This is a genomic window from Cellulomonas sp. A375-1 (genome assembly GCF_001040865.1).
In the GTDB taxonomy this organism is placed as follows: Bacteria; Actinomycetota; Actinomycetes; order Actinomycetales; family Cellulomonadaceae; genus Cellulomonas; species Cellulomonas gelida.
The window spans coordinates 42,746-64,255 of the sequence record NZ_LFKW01000039.1 but is presented as its reverse complement, the minus strand read 5'-3'; the positions used below and the strand labels follow the sequence as shown (position 1 = coordinate 64,255).

The 21,510-nt window shown below is 73.6% G+C and carries 22 protein-coding genes; 7 read left to right on the top strand and 15 right to left on the bottom strand.

Features of this window, described 5'->3' with window-relative positions:
* Position 1: 1 nt before the first annotated feature.
* Positions 2-94: a potassium-transporting ATPase subunit F gene (locus tag CWIS_RS18270; protein WP_141369758.1), complete on the bottom strand. Its 93-nt coding sequence runs from the start codon at positions 92-94 to the stop codon at positions 2-4.
* Between the two features lie 344 nt (positions 95-438).
* On the opposite strand from CWIS_RS18270, the gene CWIS_RS04615 reads away from it, so the two are divergent.
* Positions 439-1,263, top strand: coding sequence for an alpha/beta fold hydrolase (locus CWIS_RS04615; protein ID WP_048342085.1), 825 nt, complete (start codon positions 439-441; stop codon positions 1,261-1,263).
* Positions 1,264-1,318: 55 nt separating this feature from the next.
* Here CWIS_RS04615 and CWIS_RS04610 read toward each other — a convergent pair whose 3' ends face one another.
* The 6 genes from CWIS_RS04610 to CWIS_RS04585 form a co-directional block, all read right to left on the bottom strand.
* Complete coding sequence (locus tag CWIS_RS04610) at positions 1,319-1,561, bottom strand: hypothetical protein (RefSeq protein ID WP_048342063.1); 243 nt, start codon at positions 1,559-1,561, stop codon at positions 1,319-1,321.
* 89 nt (positions 1,562-1,650) lie between these two features.
* Positions 1,651-3,018 carry an alpha-amylase family protein gene (locus CWIS_RS04605; protein WP_048342062.1) on the bottom strand — a complete coding sequence of 456 codons (1,368 nt, stop codon included), beginning with the start codon at positions 3,016-3,018 and terminating at the stop codon, positions 1,651-1,653.
* Positions 3,019-3,109: 91 nt separating this feature from the next.
* Positions 3,110-5,260: an alpha-glucuronidase gene (locus CWIS_RS04600; RefSeq protein WP_082156216.1), complete on the bottom strand. Its 2,151-nt coding sequence runs from the start codon at positions 5,258-5,260 to the stop codon at positions 3,110-3,112.
* A gap of 150 nt (positions 5,261-5,410) precedes the next feature.
* The gene (locus tag CWIS_RS04595; RefSeq protein WP_048342061.1) at positions 5,411-6,169 is read right to left on the bottom strand and encodes a hypothetical protein; all 759 of its coding nucleotides are present in this window, start codon (positions 6,167-6,169) and stop codon (positions 5,411-5,413) included.
* A complete protein-coding gene (locus CWIS_RS04590; protein ID WP_048342060.1) occupies positions 6,166-6,732 on the bottom strand; it encodes an RNA polymerase sigma factor in 567 nt (188 codons plus the stop codon). The genes CWIS_RS04595 and CWIS_RS04590 overlap by 4 nt, the downstream gene beginning before the upstream one ends.
* A gap of 70 nt (positions 6,733-6,802) precedes the next feature.
* Positions 6,803-7,501 carry a TetR/AcrR family transcriptional regulator gene (locus CWIS_RS04585; protein WP_048342059.1) on the bottom strand — a complete coding sequence of 233 codons (699 nt, stop codon included), beginning with the start codon at positions 7,499-7,501 and terminating at the stop codon, positions 6,803-6,805.
* A 168-nt stretch (positions 7,502-7,669) separates the two neighbouring features.
* On the opposite strand from CWIS_RS04585, the gene CWIS_RS04580 reads away from it, so the two are divergent.
* Entirely contained in the window at positions 7,670-10,216 is a 2,547-nt protein-coding gene (locus CWIS_RS04580) for an MMPL family transporter (protein WP_048342058.1), read from the top strand.
* Positions 10,217-10,239: 23 nt separating this feature from the next.
* Here the strand turns inward: CWIS_RS04580 and CWIS_RS04575 are convergent, their stop codons facing one another.
* The 6 genes from CWIS_RS04575 to CWIS_RS04550 all read right to left on the bottom strand — a co-directional run bounded on the left by CWIS_RS04575 (position 10,240) and on the right by CWIS_RS04550 (position 14,021).
* Positions 10,240-10,602: a PRC-barrel domain-containing protein gene (locus tag CWIS_RS04575; protein WP_048342083.1), complete on the bottom strand. Its 363-nt coding sequence runs from the start codon at positions 10,600-10,602 to the stop codon at positions 10,240-10,242.
* Positions 10,589-11,005, bottom strand: a complete 417-nt coding sequence (locus CWIS_RS04570; RefSeq protein ID WP_048342057.1) for a hypothetical protein — start codon at positions 11,003-11,005, stop codon at positions 10,589-10,591. The genes CWIS_RS04575 and CWIS_RS04570 overlap by 14 nt, the downstream gene beginning before the upstream one ends.
* Positions 11,002-12,231, bottom strand: a complete 1,230-nt coding sequence (locus CWIS_RS04565) for an Nramp family divalent metal transporter (RefSeq protein WP_048342056.1) — start codon at positions 12,229-12,231, stop codon at positions 11,002-11,004. The genes CWIS_RS04570 and CWIS_RS04565 overlap by 4 nt, the downstream gene beginning before the upstream one ends.
* A 31-nt stretch (positions 12,232-12,262) precedes the next feature.
* Positions 12,263-12,724: a hypothetical protein gene (locus CWIS_RS04560; protein WP_048342055.1), complete on the bottom strand. Its 462-nt coding sequence runs from the start codon at positions 12,722-12,724 to the stop codon at positions 12,263-12,265.
* 66 nt (positions 12,725-12,790) lie between these two features.
* Positions 12,791-13,648: an SDR family oxidoreductase gene (locus tag CWIS_RS04555; RefSeq protein WP_048342082.1), complete on the bottom strand. Its 858-nt coding sequence runs from the start codon at positions 13,646-13,648 to the stop codon at positions 12,791-12,793.
* Positions 13,649-13,850: 202 nt separating this feature from the next.
* Positions 13,851-14,021: a CsbD family protein gene (locus CWIS_RS04550; RefSeq protein ID WP_048342054.1), complete on the bottom strand. Its 171-nt coding sequence runs from the start codon at positions 14,019-14,021 to the stop codon at positions 13,851-13,853.
* A gap of 228 nt (positions 14,022-14,249) precedes the next feature.
* Here CWIS_RS04550 and CWIS_RS04545 point away from each other — a divergent pair, with 228 nt between their 5' ends.
* The gene (locus CWIS_RS04545) at positions 14,250-16,379 is read left to right on the top strand and encodes a SpoIIE family protein phosphatase (protein WP_082156215.1); all 2,130 of its coding nucleotides are present in this window, start codon (positions 14,250-14,252) and stop codon (positions 16,377-16,379) included.
* Between the two features lie 54 nt (positions 16,380-16,433).
* Here CWIS_RS04545 and CWIS_RS18615 read toward each other — a convergent pair whose 3' ends face one another.
* Both CWIS_RS18615 and CWIS_RS04535 read right to left on the bottom strand, forming a co-directional pair.
* Positions 16,434-17,009 carry a TetR/AcrR family transcriptional regulator gene (locus CWIS_RS18615; RefSeq protein ID WP_048342053.1) on the bottom strand — a complete coding sequence of 192 codons (576 nt, stop codon included), beginning with the start codon at positions 17,007-17,009 and terminating at the stop codon, positions 16,434-16,436.
* 1 nt (position 17,010) lies between these two features.
* Entirely contained in the window at positions 17,011-17,994 is a 984-nt protein-coding gene (locus CWIS_RS04535; protein WP_048342052.1) for an NAD-dependent epimerase/dehydratase family protein, read from the bottom strand.
* A 169-nt stretch (positions 17,995-18,163) separates the two neighbouring features.
* On the opposite strand from CWIS_RS04535, the gene CWIS_RS04530 reads away from it, so the two are divergent.
* The 4 genes from CWIS_RS04530 to CWIS_RS04515 are packed head-to-tail and all read left to right on the top strand — an operon-like array spanning position 18,164 to position 21,303.
* Entirely contained in the window at positions 18,164-18,652 is a 489-nt protein-coding gene (locus CWIS_RS04530; RefSeq protein WP_048342051.1) for a toxin-antitoxin system HicB family antitoxin, read from the top strand.
* The gene (locus tag CWIS_RS04525) at positions 18,649-19,503 is read left to right on the top strand and encodes a DUF4097 family beta strand repeat-containing protein (RefSeq protein WP_156186547.1); all 855 of its coding nucleotides are present in this window, start codon (positions 18,649-18,651) and stop codon (positions 19,501-19,503) included. The genes CWIS_RS04530 and CWIS_RS04525 overlap by 4 nt, the downstream gene beginning before the upstream one ends.
* A 34-nt stretch (positions 19,504-19,537) precedes the next feature.
* Positions 19,538-20,518, top strand: coding sequence for an ATP-binding cassette domain-containing protein (locus CWIS_RS04520; protein ID WP_048342050.1), 981 nt, complete (start codon positions 19,538-19,540; stop codon positions 20,516-20,518).
* Positions 20,515-21,303, top strand: a complete 789-nt coding sequence (locus CWIS_RS04515) for an ABC transporter permease (protein ID WP_048342049.1) — start codon at positions 20,515-20,517, stop codon at positions 21,301-21,303. Before CWIS_RS04520 ends, CWIS_RS04515 begins: the two co-directional genes overlap by 4 nt.
* The last annotated feature ends 207 nt before the right edge of the window (positions 21,304-21,510 follow it).

Here is a 21,510-nt window from a genome sequence, read left to right as displayed (position 1 = left end):
GTCAGCCCACCTTGTCCGCGCGCACGAGCTGCACGACGAGGTAGACGAGCAGACCCGCGGCCACGACGAGCGCCGCGATGTCGGAGGCGGTCATGAGTGGTCCGCGCGGCGGACCAGGACGGCGAGTGCGCCGAGCACGACGACCGTCAGCAGCAGGTAGGCCAGGTCGGCCATGGGGGGAGTCCTTCGCGGCGTTCGGGCGGCGCCGTGAGGTGCGCGCCGCGCGCCGGGAGGATCGGCGCACCGCCCGGTCTACGCCGCCGCGGGACGCGATCCGGCAGCCTTGACGGATCGTTGACGCTGCAGCGCACGATCTCGACGCGTTCTTGTCGCCCCGGGCTCCTCGCGACGTCACCGGTGCGCGGCCTCGTCGTCGCGGTCGTCCGGTCGTACGGTGAGGGGTGGGGACGTCGTCGTCCCACGGGCGAGGGGAACGCCATGGCCGAGAGCGAGCTGCGCTCCGCGAGGTCTGCCGACGGCACCACCATCGCGTACGAGCGTGCGGGGAACGGGCCGCTGCTGGTCTGCGTGGGCGGCGCGTTCAACACGCGTGACGTCTTCGCGCCGCTCGCGGCGTTGCTGCACGCAGACTTCACGACGCTGCTCGTCGACCGGCGCGGACGTGGTGACAGCGGTGATGCGATCACGGCGCAGGAGGTCGTGACCTACACGGTGGAGCGCGAGGTCGACGACCTCGAGGCGGTGATCGCCGCGGAGGGTGGCCGCGCCGCAGTGCTCGGCTTCTCGTCGGGCGCGACGCTCGCACTGCACGCGGCGGCGGCGGGTGCCGCGATCAGCGCGCTCGTGCTGTACGAGCCGCCGTTCGCGCTCGCGGGCCTACCCGCGCCCGCGCCCGACGCGCCGCGGCGGCTCGCCCAGATGATCGTCGAGGGCCACCCGGGCGACGCGGTCGCGACCATGCAGCGCGAGGTGATCGGGCTGCCCGCGCACGTCGTGGAGGAGGCGCGGCGCTCACCGACGTGGCTCGCGCTCGAGGACCTAGCGCAGACGGTCGTGTACGACGCGACGATCACGGCCGCGCCCAACGTCCCGACCCCGCAGATGCGTGCGCTCGACGTGCCGACGACGGTCGTCTGCGGCGCCGCCACCTGGCCCGGGCTGCGGTCGTCGGGCCGGGCGCTCGCGGGCGAGCTCGCGCACGCGCGCTACGTCGAGGTCGTGGGCGGTGCGGGCCACGGGATCGCGGTCGACGAGACCGCGGCGCTGCTGCGGGCTGGCCTCACGGGCTGGGAACCGGTCTGACGGTCCGCGCGGTGCCTCGTCGGCGCAGGTCGGCCGACGTGCGCCGCGGGGTGGGTCAGGGCGTGCGGCCTGCCGCGCTCGCGTCCGGGGTGGCGTCCTCGGCGCGCTCGACGAGGTAGGAGCGACCGTGGGCGTCCTCGACGCGGACCAGGGTCGTGCGCAGCTCGCGCTCGCGGGCGCGCTCGTCGTCGCTCGCAGGACGCATGGGCTCGCGACCGTTGCCGACCTGCGCGGGGCCCAGAAGGTGCCGTGCGAGCCAGTCGGTGACCCGCCTGTTCTCGCCGCCCGCGCGCGCCATCGATCTCTCCTCGTCGCCCTGATCTCATCGCCCTGATCCGTCCTGCTGGACCGTGGGTCCCACTATAGGAGCGCCCGCCGGGCCAGGGCTCACGCCTCGAGCACCGCCCAGCCGCCCGCGGGCAGGTGGACCGTGCCGGCATCGAGGCGACCGTCACCGGCGACGGTCGTGCGGGCGTCGGCGGCGGGCAGGCTCACCGGGGCGTCGTCCAGGTTGAGCGCCGTCACGACCGCGCCGAAGCCCGTCCCGGTGCGCAGCACGAGCGCGCGGTTGTCGAGGTGCAGGACGTCCGTGCGCGCGGTGGTGAGCCACGGCAGGCGGCGCCGCATCGCGACGAGCGCGCGCGTCGCGTCGAGCACGCGGCGCGCGGCCGGGTCCAGCTCGTCGGGCGACGGCGGGAGGGCCGGGAACGTCGGACGCACGGCGTCGTCGCCGCCCTCGCGCTCCTCCTTCACGCCGGTCCACGCGAGCTCGTCGCCCGCGTACAGGCTCGGCGTGCCCGCGACCGTGAGCAGGACGGCGAGCGCGTGCGGCACACGCTCGGGCCCGACCGCCGAGGCGATCCGCGTGACGTCGTGGTTCCCGACGAACGTCTGCGGCACGAACGTCTCGAGCAGGTCGTCGTGCCGCCCGATCGCGTGGGCCAGCTCGTAGAGGTTGCGGTCCGCGATCGCGTGCCAGATGCCCTGCCACAGCTCGTACTGCGTGAGCGTGTCGATGCCCGAGGCCCGCACGATCGCCTGCGCGTCGCCGTGGATGACCTCGCCGAGGAACCACGCGTGCGGGAACCGCGCGCGCACCCGCGGAAGCACCCGCGCCCAGAACGCGGGCGGGACCGCGTACGCCGCGTCGAGCCGCCAGCCGTCGACCCCCCGCTCGAGCCAGTGGCACATCGCCTCGACGACGAGGTCCGCAACCGCGGGGGAGTCGTGGTCGAGCGCGACGAGCGCGCCGTGCCCCTCGAACACGTCCACGCGCACCGGCTGCCCCGCCGCCCAGCCGGTCCAGTCGACTCGGAAGAGCCCCGCGGTGGGCGCTGCGGGCCCCTGCTCCTCGACGAGCCGGAACGCGGGGTGACCGCGGCCGACGTGGTTGAACACGCCGTCCAGCACGACGCGGACGCCACGCGCGTGCGCCGCCCCGACGAGGTGCACGAGGTCGGCCTCGTCGCCCAGGCGCGGGTCGACGCGCAGGTGGTCGACCGTGTCGTAGCCGTGGGTCTGCGACGCGAACACGGGCCCCAGCAGCAACCCGTCCAGCCCGAGCCCGACCACGTGGTCGAGCCACGCCTCGAGGTGCCCGAGCCGGTGCTCGACGGGCCTGGCCAGGTGTGCGTCGGGATCGGCCGGCCGGATCTCCGCGCCGACGAAGCCCAACGGATACACGTGCCACCAGAGCGCGCCAGCGGCCCAGGAGGCGTCACCGCGCGGCGCCGGGCCGCCCTCGTTCGTCGTCATCCCAGGTCACGCTACCCGCCCCACCCAGCGCTTGCTCCGGCTGGTGGCGCTGTTCGCCGGAGCGTCCGCTGGGTCGTCGGGTGGGAGCGGATCAGGGGATGACGCGGTTCTCGGGGTCGGGGATGCCGGACTTGCGCCAGAAGTAGGTGGTGATCTGGTCGCGCCACTCGGCGGCGGAGCGGACCTGCTCGTCGAGCCGCTCCGCGACGCGCGCGTACAGGTCGTCGGGGACGAGGCCGCGCACGTCGCGCCACGTGTCGCGCATGCGCTCGGCGGCCTGCGCACCAGCGACGTGCGTGTCGTAGACGTGCTGCACGACGGTCGCGCCCGAGTGCAGCACGTGGGAGTAGGGGACGTGGTGGAAGAACAGCAGCAGCTCGTCGGGGCACGTCTCGAGCGACTCGTACACGTCGCGCCACGGCGCGGGGAACTGGTCGGTGAAGCCCGTGCCGGTCGCCCGCGTGCGGTCGACGCCGATCCCGTCGCGGTCGGCGAAGTGGTACGTGCCCCACGGCGTGTACTCGTAGCCGTCGACGTCGGGGCCGTAGTGGTGGCCCGGCCGGACCATGAAGCCGATGCCGAGCGGCGCGGTGTAGCTCTCGTAGACGTGCCACGACTCGTCCAGGAGCGCGTGCACCGTGCGCGCGACCGCGGGGTCGGCCTGCGGGAACGTGAGCGCGACCCACTCGTCGAGCAGGGCGGACGGGTCGAGCGTCGGGTCCCACGTCAGGCGCCCGTACGCGTAGAGGTTCGCCTGCGCGAGCGGGTGGCCGGTCCAGAACGGGTCCTCGCCGACGTTGGCGACAGCGACGAGCCCGCCCGGGAGCGCGTCGGTCCCGCGTACGACCTCGGCGACCGTCCGGGCGTCGGGATCGGTGGCGGCGGTGTCCCCGAGCTCGACGGGACCCCACGGCCGGAAGTCGAGCGCCTCGCGCCACAGGGGAGCGAGGTAGCACGCGTGCTGCTGCTGGCCGGTGTACTCCTGCGTGACCTGCAGCTCCATCGCGAGTCGGGTGCGCGGCATCGCGGTCAGCAGGGGCGACAGCGGCTCGCGTACCTGGAAGTCGATGGGACCGAGCTTGACCTGCAGCACCACGTTGTCGTCGAACCGCCCGTCGAGAGGCGTGAAGTGGTCGTACGCCGCGCGCGCCCGGTCGGTGCCGCGGTCGCGCCAGTCCTGGCGGTGGTCGTACACGAACGCGCGCCAGAACACCGTCCCGCCGTAGGGCGCGAGCGCGCGGGCGAGCAGGTTCGCGCCGTCCGCGTGCGAGCGCCCGTACGCGAACGGTCCGGGCCGGCCTTCGGAGTCCGCCTTGACGACGACGCCGCCGAAGTCGGGGATCGTCGCGTACACGTCCGCGAACGTGCGCTCCCACCAGGCGCGCACGTCGTCGTCCAGCGGGTCCGACGTGCTCAGCGCGCCCGAGGTGATCGGCGCGGCGAAGTCGACCGCGAGGTAGGTGCTGATGCCCGCCGCACGGAAGATCGCCGCGAGCCGCGCGACCTGCTCGATCCCCGAGGTCAGCAGCGAGGACTCGCGCGCGTGCACGTTGACGTTGTTGAGGCACACCGCGTTGATGCCGGTGTGCGTGAGCAGGCGCGCGTAGTGCTCGACGCGCGTGAGGTCGTCGCGCACCTGCCCGCCGGCGAACCACAGCGACGCGCCCGCGTACCCCCGCTCGACGGGGCCCATCGGGCTGTCCGCGGCGAGGTTGTCCCAGTGGTCGAGCATGCGCACGGCCTGCGAGGGGACGTGCGCGACGAGGTCGCCCGCGGTCGCGCCGGACGCGTCCCCACCCGTGCGCACCAGGTGGTGCCAGCCGGCCAGCAGGCCGCGGGGCTGCGCGGCGACGACGACGAGCGCGCCCTCGTCGTCCGCGACGACGAACCCCTGCGCCCCCAGCAGCCCCGCCAGGCCCGGGCGCTCGGCGAGCGCGAGCGCGTGCTCGGCCGCCGCGCGTAGACCCGGCACCGCGAGCGCGTCGGAGGCGAGCGCGAGGGTGGCCCGCGCGGGCGTCGTCGTCGTGCCCGCCGTCTGCGCGGCGTGGTCGACCTCCGCGCGCACCGTGGTCACCACCGGGTCGTCACCGGACGCGAGCAGCCGGACGCCGCGCGCACCGAGCGGTCGCAGCGCCTCGTCCGGGAGCCACGCAGGGTGCCACGCTGCGGTGCCCGTCGTGCCGCTCGTCGTCGTGCTGCTCGTCGCGCCAGCCGGGCTCCGGTGCGGCGGGCTCACCCTCATGCGTCGCGGTCCTCTCACTTGTCGGCGTCCGCGCCGAACAGCGCGTCAGCGGAGACGCTCCGCGACGGTAGGTTGCCGCACTGCGCGGTCAGATGGAACCTGCTGACCGGAGTGCGGCCTGACGGCGCACGCGTACGACGCGGGGCGTCGTCACGGCTGGTCGGTGGCTCCGCCCTGGTGGAACTCGCCGACGACGGTCTCGCCGTCGGACTCGTACACCGGGATGACGCGCACCTCGTCGCCGTGCTCGGCCATCCAGGCGGCGGCGTCCTCGGGGCTGGTCGGCGTGTACCCGGCGAGCTCGCTCGCGTACACGTAGCCGCTGCGTCCGTTGGTCGCCTCGACCGCGACGAGGTCCGGCTCGCCGGCGTCCGAGCCCAGGACCCCGTACGTGTCGCCGTTCGCGTTGACGCCGAGCGCGGTCGCCGCACGGTGGCTGTAGGTGAACACGCCCTCCCAACGCAGGGTGCTCGACGCGTCGATCGTCGTCGCCCCTGAACCGTCCACCGGGAGCGTGTAGCCGGTCACGTCGCCGTCGTCGCACGTCGCACTGGCGCCGTTCGCGAACACGAGGTGGCCCGGCGTCAGGCACGTGATCTCGACCTCGAGGTGAGTCGCGCCGGCAGGCGGGGCGCCGAGGTCGACGACCCGGGAACCGGTCGCGCGCACGACGACGGCGTCGGCGAGCTCGTCGACCCGGTCGCTGCCGGGAAGCAGGCCGAGGCCGGCGGCCGCGGCGGTCGCGCCGCCGAGAGCGACGGTGAACCCGGCGCCGCCCGCGAACCAGCGCAACGCGCGGCGGCGCGTCGGGGTCTGTGCGCGAGTGTGGGCGGACTCGTTGACGTGCTCGACGAGCGCCGAGCGCAGCGCGGCGGTGTAGGCGTCGCGGGTGTCGGGCGTGACGGTCATGGGGTGACCTCCTCGAGGGTCGGCTGGGGGAGGGCCGCGCGCAGACGGGCGCGAGCCCGGTGGAGACGGGACTTGGCGGCGGGCACGCTCACCCCGACCGCCTCGGCGGCGTCGGTCAGCGAGAGGCCGTCGAGCACGACCAGCGCGACGAGGCGGCGGTCGGTCGCCGACAGCGTGCGCAGTCCGGCAACGAGGCGCGGGTCGGCCTGGCGGTCGAGCACGTCGTCGGCGACGTCGGGTGCGTCGTCGGGGCGCGGCAGCCGCGAGAGGAACGCCTCGTAGCGGCGTGTGCTGCGCGCCGCGTTGCGCGCGAGGTTCGTCGTCGTGACGAGCAGCCACGGCAGCACCGAGCCGCGCACCAGACGCACGCTCGCGCGACGCCGCCACAGCTCGAGGAACGCGCTCGCGGCGACGTCGTCGACGTCGGCCGCGCTGACCACGAGCCGCGCGGCGTGCCTTCGGACGCGGGCGTGGTGACGGTCGAAGATCAGCCCGAACGCTGCTCCGTCGCCCTCGCACGCGGCGCCCCACGCGCTCGTGTCGTCGATCGGTTCCTCGCTCACACCCTGAAGTGTCCGCACGCGGCCGTCCGGTTGCGGCGCACCACGCGGTGCCCGGGCGGGCGGCGGTCGGTCAGGTGGTGCGCGTGCGGGCGCGGGCCGACGAGTCGGCCCAGCCGCGCGAGATCGCGGTGACCTGGTCGACGTCGAGCGGGCCGGACAGGGGGTCGCCGCCGGGGGCCGCGCGCAGCCCGTCGAGCAGCACGGTGACGTAGCGACGGTAGGCCTGCGGGGCGACGTCGGCGGAGTGCTTGGCGAGCTCGGTGACCATCCACAGGATCATCGGCACGTCGTGGCTGTCGGCGCCCTCGCGCAGGTCACCCTCGTCGCGCGCGCGGCGGAACAGCGCGTCGGCCACCTCGCCGACGCCGGCCGCCACGTCGGGCAGGAGCTCGTCGTAGCCGCCCAGGGCGGCGTCCCGCACGCCCATGTTGTCGACCAGCAGGTCGGTCATGTGGGTCACGAGGAGCACCAGCCCGTCCCAGGCGCGCGGCGCGGCGGCGGCCTCGTCGGCCGCGGCGAGCACGTCTCGCAGCGGTTCCTCGAGTGCGGCCTCGAGCAGCTCGGTGCGGTCGGTGAATCGGCGGTACACGGTGCCGACGCCGACGCCCGCCCGGTGAGCCACCTCGTTGAAGCCGACACCGAGGCCGTGCTCGGCGTAGAGCTCGCGGGCGGCGGCGACGATGCGCGCGCGGTTGCGCTCCGCGTCACGGCGCAGAGGCGCGCGCGGCGGGGTGCCGCGCTCGTCACGCGGCGTGAGGTCCTCGGTCATCCGGACAGGGTAGCCCCGAAGCGGATACCTGAGATCAAGTTCACACACGCCTGGCGAGACAAGCGGATGACCCTCATCAACTCTCTGCCTACGATGCCTGCAGAAACCGGGCGCGACGACCCGGCCGAACGTGACGACCCGGCGCGGCCGGCGGGAGGACACCCCCTCATGGCGGAGATGCTCTATCGGCTCGGCAAGTTCGCGGCCCGGCGCGCGTGGCTGGTCGTCGGCGCCTGGATCGCGGCGCTCGGGCTCGCGGTCGGAGCGTTCCTGACCTTCGGCGGCACCCTCACCGAGGCGATCACGATCCCCGGGACAGCCACCGCCGAGGTGACCGACCGCCTCGCGAAGGAGCTCCCCGCCGCGAGCGGCGCCAACGGGCGCGTGGTGTTCGTGAGCGAGGACGGCTCGGCGCTCACCGCGCAGCAGCAGGCGGGCATCAGCGCCGCGCTCGCGGCCGCGGCCGACGTGGACGGGGTCGTGCAGGTCGTCGACCCGTTCGCCACCGAGGCGCAGCGTGCCGAGCAGGCCGCGCAGGTCGACGCAGGCGAGCAGCAGGTGACCGACGGGCGCGCCCAGCTCGACGCGGGTCAGCAGCAGCTCGACGACGGCCAGGCCCAGCTCGACGCCGGACGCGCGCAGCTCGAGGCGGCCCAGGCCGAGCTCGACGCGACCGTCGCGCAGGTCGGCGAGAACGCCCAGACCCAGGCCGGTCAGGCGCAGCTCGACGCGCAGAAGGCCGAGCTCGACGCGCAGCAGGCCGGTCTCGACGCCCAGCAGGCGACGATCGACCAGGGCCGCGCCGAGCTCGAGGCGCAGGCGCCCCAGCTCGCCGACGCCCGCGCGCTGCTCGAGATGGCCGCTGAGATCCGCATGGTCTCGACTGACGGCTCCGCCGCAGTGGGCACGGTCGTGTTCGAGCTCCCGCAGCACGAGATCCCCGACGCCACCAAGCAGGCCGTCGAGGCCGCGATCAGCGACGCCGTCCCCGCGGGCGTCACGGTCGACTACTCCGCCGAGATCGCGCAGGAGGCGATCTCGCTCGGCGGCGCGGCCGAGGCGATCGGTGTGCTTGTGGCCGGCATCGTCCTGGTCGTCATGCTCGGCACGTTCGTCGCCGCCGGCCTGCCGCTGCTCAACGCGCTCGTCGGCGTGGGCGTTGCCGCCGCGGGCGCGATGGCGTTCTCCGGCGCCGTCGAGATGACCTCGGTGACCCCGGTCCTCGGCGCGATGCTCGGCCTGGCGGTCGGCATCGACTACACGCTCTTCATCCTCAACAGGCATCGACGCCAGCTCCGCGCGGGCATGGACGTCCACGAGTCGATCGGCCTGGCGAACGGCACGTCCGGCAACGCCGTGGTCTTCGCGGGAGCCACGGTGCTGATCGCGCTGCTCGGCCTCAACCTCACCGGCATCGACTTCCTGGGCCTCATGGGCACGGTCGCGGCCGCGAGCATCCTGGTCGCGGTGATCGTCGCGATCACGCTCACGCCGGCGATGCTCGGCCTGCTGGGCCGCCGCATCCTGCCGAAGAAGCACCGCGACGAGACCGCGGCGCCGGTCGCGCACGAGCCCGCCAAGCCGATGGGCAACGGGCGCGCGTGGCTGTCGATCGTGGCTGGCGTCGGCGTGCTCGTCGTCATCGCGCTGCCCGCGCTCTCGATGCGTCTCGGCCTGCCGACCGGTGCCTCCGAGCCCGTCGACTCCACGCAGTACCGCGCCTACACGGCGGTGTCGAAGGCGTTCGGCGCGGGCGTCAACGGCCCGCTCGTCGTCGTGGCCGACGTGCCCGAGGCCGTGAGCGAGGACGAGCTCGTGTCCGTCCAGGCGCGCATCGGTGGCCAGCTCATGGAGCAGGACGACGTGGTCGCCGTGGCGCCCGTGGGCACGAACGACGAGCGCGACATGCTCGTCTTCCAGGTGATCCCCGCGAACGGCCCGGACAGCGAGACGACGACCGACCTCGTCCACGCGCTGCGCGCGCTGCCCGTCGACGGCGGCGAGGGCACGTTCGCGGTCGCCGGCAACGCCAGCGCCGACATCGACATCTCCGAGAAGCTCGCCGACGCGCTGCCGATCTACCTCGCGGTCGTCATCGGGCTGTCGATCTTCATCCTCATCGCGGTGTTCCGCTCGTTCCTCGTCCCGATCGTCGCGACCGGTGGCTTCGTGCTGTCGCTCTTCGCGGCGATGGGTGGCGTGACCGCCGTCTACCAGTGGGGTTGGCTCTCGGACGTGTTCGGCGTCTCGAACCCCGGCCCGGTCCTCAGCTTCCTGCCGACGCTGCTCGTCGGGATCCTGTTCGGCCTCGCGATGGACTACCAGCTGTTCCTGACGTCGGGCATGCGTGAGGCGTACGCGCACGGCGCTCCCGCGCGCAGCGCCGTCATGGAGGGCCTGCACGCCGGCCGGGCCGTCGTCACCGCGGCCGGGATCATCATGATCTCGGTGTTCGGCGGGTTCATGTTCTCCCACCTCGCCGTGATCCGGCCGCTCGGCTTCGCGCTCGCGTTCGGCGTGCTGCTCGACGCGTTCGTCGTGCGCATGCTGATCATGCCCGCGGTCCTGCACCTCGCCGGCGACAAGGCCTGGTGGCTGCCGAGCTGGATCGACCGCGTCATGCCGGACGTCGACGTCGAGGGCGCCAAGCTCGAGCGCCGCCACCCGGGCGTCCCCGGCGGCACCGCCGCGCCGCAGCCCGCGCAGGTCGACTGACCGAGGCCCCCGCGCTCCAGGACTCACGGTCGGGGCAGCGCGGGGTCCCAGCGGTGGTACCCGCCACGCAGCGTCACCGCTTGCTCGTCGTCGCGTGGCCCAGGGGCGTGGTCCGGTCGCACGACGTCCGACCACAGGACGAGGAAGGTGCCGCGGTGGCGGTGGCGTAGCCAGCGGGCGAGCAGGGCGGGGGAGTTCTCGTCGGTGCGTTCGTAGCCGAGGAACGAGGTTCCGGTGCGGGGGCTGACGAGCAGGCCGTGCAGGCGGGGTGCGGCCAGGACGCCGTCGAGGGGTCCGTCGAGCACGAGTCGCACGTCGACGACGTAGCCCAGGGCGCGGCCGTCGCTGTCGCGCACGGGTGCGTCGAGCAGGTCACTCAGGAGCATGGCGGCCTCCGGGGATGCGGCCGATGACGTGGTCGCGCAGCCACCGCTCGACCCACAGGACGTCGAGCCCGTCGCCGCGGATGCCGAGCCGCACGACGGTGCCGACGTCGGCGACGTGCCGCCAGGCGACGCGGTGCCACCGGTCGCGGGGCGGGCGTCCGCCGAAGATCCGCGTGGCGAGCACGGGTCCGCTGAGGAGGTGGACGACCGTCGTGACGCCGTCGGCGTCGGTCTCGAGCTCGAGGTCGTCGATCGTCATGACCGGGGTGCCGTCGACGTCGTCGAGCTGACGATCGAGCAGGTGCAGGCGCGCGTCGAGCACGAGTCCTGCGGGATGCGGGGCGTCGGGCAGACGCTCGTCGGGCGGGAACGGGCGCTCGTGGCGCCGCAGCCGTGGGCTCATCCGCCTGCTCCTGTCGCGATCATCAGGGGGATCGCCGCCAGGGACGCGACGACGATGATGACGAGGTAGACCAGTCCGAGCGCGTTCGTCGTGCGGCCGTTGACGTGCTCGCCCATGTACTCGCGGTCGTTCGCGACGACGAGGATCGGCAGGTACGTCAGGGGCAGCGCGATCGCGGAGAACACGACGGAGTACTCGGTCACGGCGATCGGGTCGACGTTCGTCAGCAGCACGAGCGTGCCGACGACGACCGCGACCAGCATCGCCGTGTGGAAGCGGGTCGCCTCCGCGGGCCGGCGGTACTTGCCCCACGACCAGCCGAGGAACTGCGCGAGCGTGTAGCCGGTCGACAACGCCGTCTCGAGGGCGGCGCCGAACGTCGCCGCGACGATCCCGAGGATCGCCAGGGCGAGCAGCAGCTTCCCGCCGGCCATCGCGACGGGCAGCGTGATCTGCGACAGCGACGTGACGTCCACCTCGCGCGGCAGGAACACCACCGCCGCGCACCCCGCGATCGCGACGGACAGCAACCCGCCGAGCGGGAAGCCGACGAGCACGTTGAGCCGCGACTGCGACACGTCCTTCGCCGTCCACTTCTCCTCGCGGGCACCCGAGGAGAAGAAGAACACCTCGTACGGCGTCATCGCGGCGCCGAACAGCGCGACGGCGTAGTACCAGTACGTCGGCACGCCCTCGCCCTGGGGCACGGTCGGACGCACGGCCTGGTCGACGAGCTCGCCCCAGTCGGGACCGAGCTGGAACAGCGCCACGGCGAACACGACGAGGGTCAGGCCGAGCAGTCCGGTCACGTTCTCGAGCACGGAGAACTTGACCCGCCACAGCACGAGCCAGACCGCGAGCCCCGCGAACGGGATCCACAGCCGCCGTTCCACGCTGCTGGCCAGCTCGAGCGCGAGCGCGATGCCCCCGATCTCGGCGGTGAGCGTGAGCACGGTGACGAAGAACGAGGCGACGAGGTTCGCGCCGCCGATGCGCGGTCCCAGGCGCTCGCGGATGATCTCGAACGTCGCCCGGCCGCTCACGGCGGCCACCCGCCCCGACATCTGCGCGAACAGGCAGATCCCGACGACACCCACGAGGACGACCCACACGAGCGACATGCCAAACCGGGCACCGACGACGGCGTTGGTCACCAGGTCGCCGATGTCGACGAACCCGCCGATCGCGGTGAGCACGCCCAGCGCGACCGCGAAGATCTTCTTCATCGGCGGCCACGCGGTCCGGTTCGGAGCGCGCTCATCCGCCCAGCTCCTGCCTCGCAGCGTCGATCGCCTCGCCCGCCGCGTCGAGGGCGGCGTCGACCTGCGGGCCGGTGCTGGGCGAGACGCCGTTCACCCAGGAGCGCGCGTCCGCGACGGCCGAGACCGCGTCCGCGACGGCCGCCAGTGCCTGCTCCCGGGCCGCGTGCTGCGCGAGCTCGGGGACGTCGCGGGCGAGGGCGTCCTGCGCGCCGCCCACGTCGGCGAGCGCGTCGCGCAGCGTGACGTCCGCGACGGGCGTGACCGTCCGGTCGTCCTCGACGAGCCCGACGACGAGCGAGGCGACCTCGACGCCCGACGCGGCCTCGTCGAGCGCGGCCGCGAGGTTCTCCGCGGCGCGGTGGTCGGCCGACGACGGCCCGTACGCGCACCCGCCGAGCACCACCACGCACGAGGCGACGCCGACGACCCGGCGGGCGCGCGGGCGGTGCGAGGGCATGACGGCATCGTGGGCCGCGAACCCTCGCACCGCACGCCGAGCGGCGATCCCGGCGGGCGGGCCCGGTCAGAAGACGGGCTTGCCCCCGGTGACGCCCAGGACGGTGCCCGAGACGTACGAGCCCGTGACCGACGAGGCCAGGAAGACGAACGCGGGTGCCACCTCGGCGGGTTCGCCCGCCCGGCCCAGCGGCGTGTCCTGGCCGAACGTCTCGACCTTCTCCGGCGGCTGGGTCGCGGGCTGCAGCGGCGTCCAGATCGGCCCGGGCGCGACCGCGTTGACGCGGATGCCGCGCGGCCCGAGCTCAGCCGCGAGGTTGACGGTCATGTTGTTGATCGCGGCCTTCGTCGACGCGTAGTCGACCAGCGACTGCGACGGCTGATACGCCTGGATCGACGAGCAGTTGACGATCGCGGAGCCCTCGCCGAGGTGCGCCAGCGCTTCCTGGGTGACCCACACCAGCGCGTACAGGTTCGTCTTCATGACGCGGTCCAGGTCGTCGGTGGTGACGTCCGTGAACGCGTCGCGACGAGCCATCTGGTATCCCGCGTTGTTGACCACCAGGTCCAGGCCGCCCAGGCCGTCCACGGCGCGTCGGACGACGTCGCGCGCCGTCTGCTCGTCGCGGAGGTCGCCCGGCACGAGCACGCACGAGCGCCCGGCCTCGCGCACCCAGCGCGCGGTCTCGTCGGCGTCCTCCTGCTCCTCGGCGAGGTAGCCGATCGCGACGTCCGCGCCCTCCCGGGCGAAGGCGATCGCGACGGCCCGGCCGATCCCCGAGTCGCCCCCGGTGATCAAGGCTCGTCGGCCGACGAGCAGGCCGTGCCCCTCGTAGCTCTGCTCGCCGTGGTCCGGCTGGGGTGTCATCGGGGCGGTCAGGCCAGGGGGGTCCTGCTGCTGGGCAGGGCGTGCGGCGTCGTTCATCGTCGTCTCCTCGGTCGTCACAGGTGCGGAGATGGCGAGACCCGCGCGGCACAGGTGCGGACATGGCGAGACCCGCGCGCGGCGGTCAGGCTCGCCCGCACAGGGCGTCCCTGACCGGCTTCGGCGAGCTCTCGCATGCCGCCGCCGCTCGCGGGTCTCCGGTATGCCGCGACTCAGACGCGGCTCGCCCCGATCCCTCGTGTCAGCGGAAGGCGTCCTTGACGTCGTCGCCAGCCTGCTTGAGCTTGGCGGCGGCCTGGTCGCCCTTGCCCTCGGCCTCGAGGTCACGGTCGCCGGTGACCTTGCCGGCAGCCTCCTCGACCTTGCCCTTGACCTCTTCGCCCTTGTGCTCGAGCTTGTCGTCGATCCCCATCGCATCCACCCTTCGTCGTCCATGCCGAACCGCACGTGCCGCGGCGGCGTGGGAGCGCCGACGGTCCATGACGCGCCGGCCTCTCGACCATAAGCACGTCCCGCGGCGGTCGCACCTCGAGCGCAGAGGTCATCCACCCGCGGCGGGCCGAGGGGGCGTTGACCTCGGGAGCTGCCCGCGCGGCCCTATCCTGCTCGTGGTGACACGCACCGGCGAGAGGGTGAGCAGGTGACGGAGCAGCTCGACCCCGACCGCGCCGAGCACTCCGTCGAGGCGGAGGCGGCTCTCGCGGCGTTGTCGGCGCGCTATGAGACCGACCGGTTGCGCTGGCAGCTGGCCGTCAGCGCGGGTGGGGTCGGCAGCTTCGACTGGGACCTGCGCACCGGCAGGCTCGACTGGGACGACCAGCTGCTCGAGGTGTTCGGCGTGACCCGCGAGCAGTTCGGCGGGACCATCGAGGCGTTCGACGCCCTCGTGCACCCCGACGACCGCGCACGGGTCCAGGCGGCGCTCGACGCGGCGATCGAGTCGGTCGCGATGTACGTCGCCGAGTACCGCGTGCTGCGCGGCGACGGGAGCCTGCGGTGGGTCAAGGCGCGCGGGCAGGCACTCGCCGGGCCCGACGGTCGGGCGGTACGGCTCCTGGGAGCGGCGTACGACACCACGGGTGAGCGCGACGCGGAAGCGCGCGTCGACCGGGTGCTGGAGACCATGCCGGGAGCGTTCTTCCTGCTCGACGACGAGTGGCGGTTCGCCTACGTGAACACCGCGGCGCAGAAGATGCTCGGCGTCCCGCGTGACGACGTGCTCGGCGGTGTGCTGTGGGAGCTGTTCCCCGCCCTGTCCGGCTCGGTGTTCGACGAGCAGTACCGGGCTGCCGCCGCCGACGGTGAGCCGCGCGCGTTCGAGGCGTACTACCCAGCCCCGCTGGACAGGTGGTTCGAGGTCCGGGCGTGGCCTGGTCCCGACGGCCTGTCCGTCTACTTCGACGACGTGTCGGCCCGGCATGCCGCACAGGACGAGGCGCGCGCGGCCCGGGAGCTCGCGGAGGCTTCGTCGCGCCGGTTGTCCTTGCTGGCCGACGTGGGCAACGACCTGAGCTCCACGCTGGAGACCGAGGAGGCGGTGCGCAGGCTCGCACGTCACCTCGTCCCGACGTTCGGCACGTGGTGCCTCGTGACGATGTCCGAGGACCACCGGCAGCTGCGCGACATCGCAGCGTGGCACCAGGACCCCGAGCGCCGCGAGACCGTCACGTCGTACGCCTCGCTGCGGATCGACGCGCTGGCCCCCGAGTCCTACCTGTTCCGCGCGCTGCGCACCGGCGAGCCGGTGACGGTCGAGGACGCCACGTCCGCGATCAGCCAGGTGCTGACCGGTGCCGCGCGGGACGTGCTGCGCGAGCTCGCCCCGCGCACCGCGTACGCGGTCCCGATGCGTGCGCGCGGGCGCACCGTCGGCGCGATCACTCTGTTCCTCGACGAGGACAGCCCGGACCTGGCGCCGGACGACCTCACGCTCCTGGTCCAGCTCGCCGACCGCGCGGGCATGGCGCTCGACAACGCCCGGCTCTACCAGGGGCAGCGCGCGATCGCGGCGGGGTTGCAGCGCTCCCTGCTCGCCGCGCCGGCCGAGCCCGACGACCTGCACGTCGTCGCGCGCTACGTGGCGGCGGCTGAGGCGGCGCAGGTGGGCGGGGACTGGTACGACGCCTTCGTCCAGCCGTCCGGGGACACCGTGGTCGCGATCGGCGACGTGATGGGCCACGACACCCCCGCCGCCGCTGCCATGAGCCAGGTCCGGACCCTGCTGCGAGGCATCGCGCACACGTCGGGCGGCACGCCCGCGGAGGTGCTGCGCGCGCTCGACTCGGCGACCAGCGCGCTGCACATCGACGCGATGGCCACCGCCGTGCTGATGCGCCTCGAGCAGTCCGACGAGCAGCGGCGGCGGGGAACGACCACGCTGCGCTGGACGAACGCCGGGCACCCACCCGCGGTGCTCGTCGCGGCGGACGATGCCGTCTCGCTTCTCGAGTCGCGGCCCTACGAGCTCGTGCTCGGTCTGGACCCCGCGACCCCACGGACCGACCACGTCATCGAGGTGGCGCGCGGCTCGACGGTCGTCCTCTACACCGACGGCCTGATCGAGCGGCGTGGCGAAGGCCTGCTCGCGGGGATCGACCGTCTCCTGTCGACCGTGCGCGAGGTGCTGCCGCGCGCGAGAGCGGCTGCGCGCGGTGACTCGCTGCTCGACCTGGACCTCCTGGTCGACCTGCTGCTCGAACGCCTCACCCCGGGCGGCGAGCCCGACGACGACGTCGCGCTGCTCGCGGTCCACCTGGCGCCGCAGGCCTGACGTCCGGACGTGACTGCCGGTCCGAGGCCGAGGCGACCTGACGTCGTGGCGAGGTCAGCGCCCGGGCGCAGGCGCTGCCGCGGCGTCGGGGAGACCGAGGAGCCGGCGCCCGGCGGACCGGATCGCGGCCTCGAGGGCGTCGTCGTCGAGCGCGGCCACGGCCGGGTCGACGGCCGGGCCGACGAGCCCGGACAGGAAGATCGCCGCGCGGACCAGCGCGCCGGCGTCGGCCTGCGGTCCTGTGAGCGTGTCGCGCAGACGGTCGAACAGCGCGGCCTGCGCCGCGGACCGGCGGCCCAGCTGCGCTGCGGCGACGTCGCGCAGCACCACGGAGTACAGCGTGCGGTGCTGCACCGCCTGGTGGGCCAGGCCGTCGACGAGCAGCGCCGCGCGCTGCGGCTGCGGGTGGCGCTCGACGTCGTCCAGCAGGTCGGCGAAGCTGGCGAACGCCGGGGCGAGGACGGCGTGCACCACCGCTTCCTTGGTGCGGAAGTGGTAGTACACGGCCGCCTTCGTCACCCCGAGGTCGTCGGCGATCATCTGCAACGAGGTGCCAGCCACCCCGTGCCGGGCGAACAGCTCCAGTGCGCGGGCGACGAGCCGCTCCGGCGCGGCGTCCCCGCGCGGCACGTCAGGCCGTCCGCGGGTGCTGCACGCACCACTGGAGGGACTCGCGGATGGCGGCAGGGACGTCGTCGGGCTCGATGTTCAGCACGGCGCTGAGCGACGGGTCGCTCACCGCGGCACGGTCCTGGAACCGCGCCGAGTCCGGCAGGTGGATCCCGTGCTCGACGCCCGCGGAGGCAGTCTGCTCCTGCGCCGCCTCGTAGGCGGGCAGCACGGCCTCGAGTGGCACGACGACGACGTCCTTCGGGTCGCGGCCGAGCGCCTCGCAGCACATCTGGTGGAACTCGACGTAGGTCAGGTCGTAGGCGTTGATGGGGTAGCGGCCGCCGTGCTCGCCGTGCTCCATCGCGCCGACCGCCGCCTGGGCGACCTGGCGGACCGTGACCGAGGACGTCGACCCGCCGAGCACCGCGATCGGGCCCTGCTGCGCGGCGTCCATGTCGAGGAACATCTGCCACAGCGGACGCTGACCGGGGACGAGCCCGAAGATGTAGGGCAGGCGCAGGCTCATGACGTCCATCGCGCCGTCGCCCTCGAGGTAGGCGACCTCCTCCTGGGCGAGGCGCGTGCGCGGGTAGCCGTTGCGGCCGCGGTAGTCCAGGTCCGGCCACTGCTCGGCCCACTGCGCGGTGTACGACCCGTACAGGACGAACTTCGCGACGCCCGCCTGGCGGGCCAGGCGCGCGACGCGCTGCGTCGGGACGACGTTCGCCTCGTAGAAGAACCGGGCTGCGGGGGCCGGGGGTATGACGCGCTCGTCGGAGCCGAGCGCGTAGAACACCGCGTGCTTGCCGCGCAGCAGCTCGAGCACCTCGTCGTCGGACAGGTCTGCGACGTCGGCCCAGTGCGCGTCGACCTGATCGGGCAGGAACGAGTCGCCGTCGAGCGGCAGCGAGAGCGTCGAGACCGAGTAGCCCCGCGCGAGCAGCTCGAGCGTCGTGTGGTAACCCAGCAGGCCGGTGCCGCCCAGGACAAGCGTGTCGTTCATGATCGCCTCATCGTGTCGTCGTCGCGTGTCAGTCACGCTAGGACCGCGGTTCGGGGCACCCCCGGGAGCAAAGTCCTAGCCGATCGGCTAGGAGACCCCTCTCTGCTGCGCCGTGACGTCGACACCACTATGGCGTGACATGACGCCATAGTGGTGTCACTATGGCGTCATGCAGATCACGCATCACGTCGAAGAGCTCCAGAGGCAGCTCGTGGCCGCGGGCGCGGCGGGGGACGCCGCCGCACAGGGGCAGGCCGAGCGACTCGTCACCGCGCTCGAGCCCGCCGCGCGCCTCGCGATCCTGGAGGCGCTGTCCGAGGCGGCGGGGGAGATCACCCGGGAGCTCGCGCCGGGCTCGGTCGACGTGCGCCTGCGCGGCCGCGAGGTCCAGTTCGCGGTCACCAGGCCCGCGTCCGACGAGGGCCCGGGCGGTGTCCCGTCCACGACGCCCACCCCGCCCGACGAGCCCGACGACGGCTCCACGTCCCGCACCACGCTGCGCCTGTCGGAGACGCTCAAGACGCGCGCCGAGGCGGCGGCCGCCGCCGAGGGGATCTCGCTCAACACCTGGCTCGTGCGCGCGGTCAGTCTCGCGCTCGAACCCCGCCCGGCCGTGCGCGAGTCGCGCGGCACGTCGTTCACGGGGTGGGTCCGTTGAGGTCGTTCCCGGTCGACGGCACCGGCGAGGTGCGCGTCGAGATCCAGATGGGGCGCATCGACGTCGTCGCGAGCGACCGGTCGGACGTGACCGTCTCGGTCTCGCCGTCGAACCCGCGACGCTCGGGCGACCGTGCGGCGGCCGAGGGCGTCAAGGTGAGCCGGGTGGGGGACCGCGTGGTGGTGACCGGGCCGTTCCGGCTCGCCATCTTCGGTCCCGGTGACTCGGTCGACGTCGTCGTCGAGGTGCCCGAGGGCTCGGCCGTCGAGACCGCGAACAAGTACGGGGCGACCCACTTGTCGGGGCGGCTGGGCGCGGTGCGCGCCGACGTCGCGTACGGCGAGCTCGCCATCGACTCAGCCGAACGCCTGGCCGTGGTGGGCGGGCACGGCGAGGTGCGCGTGACGCACGTCGCCGGCGACGCCGAGGTGTCGTTCAAGTCCGGCTCTGCGCACATCGGCCGGGTCGACGGGTCGCTGCGCGTGACCGGGTCGGACGGCCCGGTCGTCGTCGACGCGGTCGGGGGTCTCGCCGAGCTCGCCTCGTCGAGCGGGTCGATCGAGCTGCGCACGGTCGGAGGCGGAGCGACGATCCGCTCCGCCTACGGCGCGGTGCGGGTGCGGGAGGCCGCGCGCGGCGTCGTGCAGGTCGACGGCTCCTACGGCGACGTCTCGATCGGCGTCCGGCGCGGCACGGCCGTCTGGCTCGACGCGTCGTCGCGGCACGGCGTCGTCCGCACCGCACTGGCCAACGACTCGGGCCCGGCGCCCGACGAGGAGGCCCTCGAGGTGCGCGTGCGCACCGGCTACGGCTCCATCACCGTCGACCGCTGCGACCCGCAGACCGCATGAGGCAACCACCAGACCACACGAGAGGACCTCCACCATGACCCCGGCCATCCAGATCCAAGGCGTGCGCAAGTCGTTCGGCGACACCGTCGTGCTCGACGGCATCGACCTCGACGTCGCCGCGGGCACCGTCCTCGCGCTGCTCGGCCCGAACGGCGCCGGCAAGACGACGACCGTCCACATCCTGTCCACGCTCCTGCGGCCCGACGCCGGCACCGCTCGCGTCGCCGGTCACGACGTCGTGCGCGAGCCCGCCGCGGTGCGCGCCGCGATCGGCGTCACCGGCCAGTTCTCGGCGGTCGACGCGCTGCTCACGGGCGAGGAGAACCTGCGCCTCATGGCGGACCTGCGTCACCTCGGCAAGGTCGAGGGACGACGCCGCGTCGCCGAGCTCATCGAGCGATTCGACCTCGGCGAGGCCGCGCGCAAGCCGCTCGCGACCTACTCCGGCGGCATGCGCCGACGCCTCGACCTGGCGATGACCCTCGTCTGGCGCCCGCAGATCGTCTTCCTCGACGAACCCACGACCGGGCTCGACCCGCGCAGCCGCGCCGAGATGTGGCAGATCGTGCGCGAGCTCTCCGCCGCGGGCACGACGATCCTGCTCACCACCCAGTACCTCGACGAGGCCGACGAGCTCGCCGACCGGATCGCGGTGCTCGACCGTGGCGTGATCGTCGCGCAGGGCGCACCGACCGAGCTCAAGCGGCTCGTGCCGGGCGGCCGGATCCGCCTCGAGTTCGACGACCAGGACAGTGTGCGCGCCGTGGCCGGCGCCCTCGGTCACGCACCGCGTGACGATGAGGGCCTCGCGCTCGAGATCCCCAGCGACGGCAGCCTCGCCTCGCTGCGCGCCGTCATGGACGAGCTCGACCGCAGCGGCGTCGAGGCGCGCTCGCTGTCCATCCACACCCCGGACCTGGACGACGTGTTCTTCGCGCTGACCGGTCACGACGCCACCGTCCCCGACGCCACCGTTCGCGGCGAGAACGCCGCCCGAGAGGAGGTCGCGTCATGAGCGCGATCGCACCGAGCCTGACCGACGCGACCACGATGCTGCGGCGCAACATCCGCCACGCCGTGCGCTACCCGATCATCACGTACTTGATCGCCCTGCCCGTCGTCTTCCTGCTGCTGTTCGTGTACGTCTTCGGCGGCACGATGGGCGCTGGGCTACCCGCCGGCGACACCGCGTCCTACCTGCTGTACGTCGTGCCGGGCGTCCTGCTCCTGACGGTCGCCGGTGGCGCGACAGGCCCGGCCATCTCGGTGGCGCAGGACCTGAGCGAGGGCATCATCACGCGCTTCCGCACCATGAACATCTCCCGCTCGGCGGTGCTGATGGGTCACGTCCTCGGCAACACGATCCAGCTCATGATCGCGACCGTCGCGGTCCTGCTCGTCGCGCTGCTCATGGGTTTCCGCGCGCCGGCGAGCGTCTGGGGCTGGCTGGGCGCCGCGGGGCTGCTCACGCTCATCAGCTACGCGCTGTGCTGGCTGGGCGTCGCGTTCGGCGTCTACGCCCGCGGGGTCGAGAGTGCGAGCAACCTGCCGATGCCGATCATGATCCTGCCGCTGCTGAGCAGCGGGTTCGTGCCGACGGAGTCGATGCCCTCGTGGATGCAGTGGTTCGCCGAGCACCAGCCGTTCACGCCGTTCATCGAGACCCTGCGCTCGCTGCTGTTCGGCACGCCCGTCGGGTCGGACGCGTGGATCAGCCTCGCGTGGATCGTCGTGATCGGCGTGGGCGGCTGGCTCTGGGCCCGCCGCCTGTACGAGCGCAAGACGCTGCGCACCCCCTGACGCTGCGCGCGGGCGTCGGTGCGAGTGACCGCGCTCAGTCGGCGTCGCGCGGGGATGCGGCCGGTCGGCCGGGAGGTCGGGGTGCACGGGCGTCGCGCGGCATGCGGTTCGCCTCGGTCAGCGCGCGCCGCAGCAGGAGGTCGACCTGAGCGTTGAGCGAGCGCAGGTCGTCGGCGGCCCAGCGGGCCAGCGCGTCGTGCACGGCGG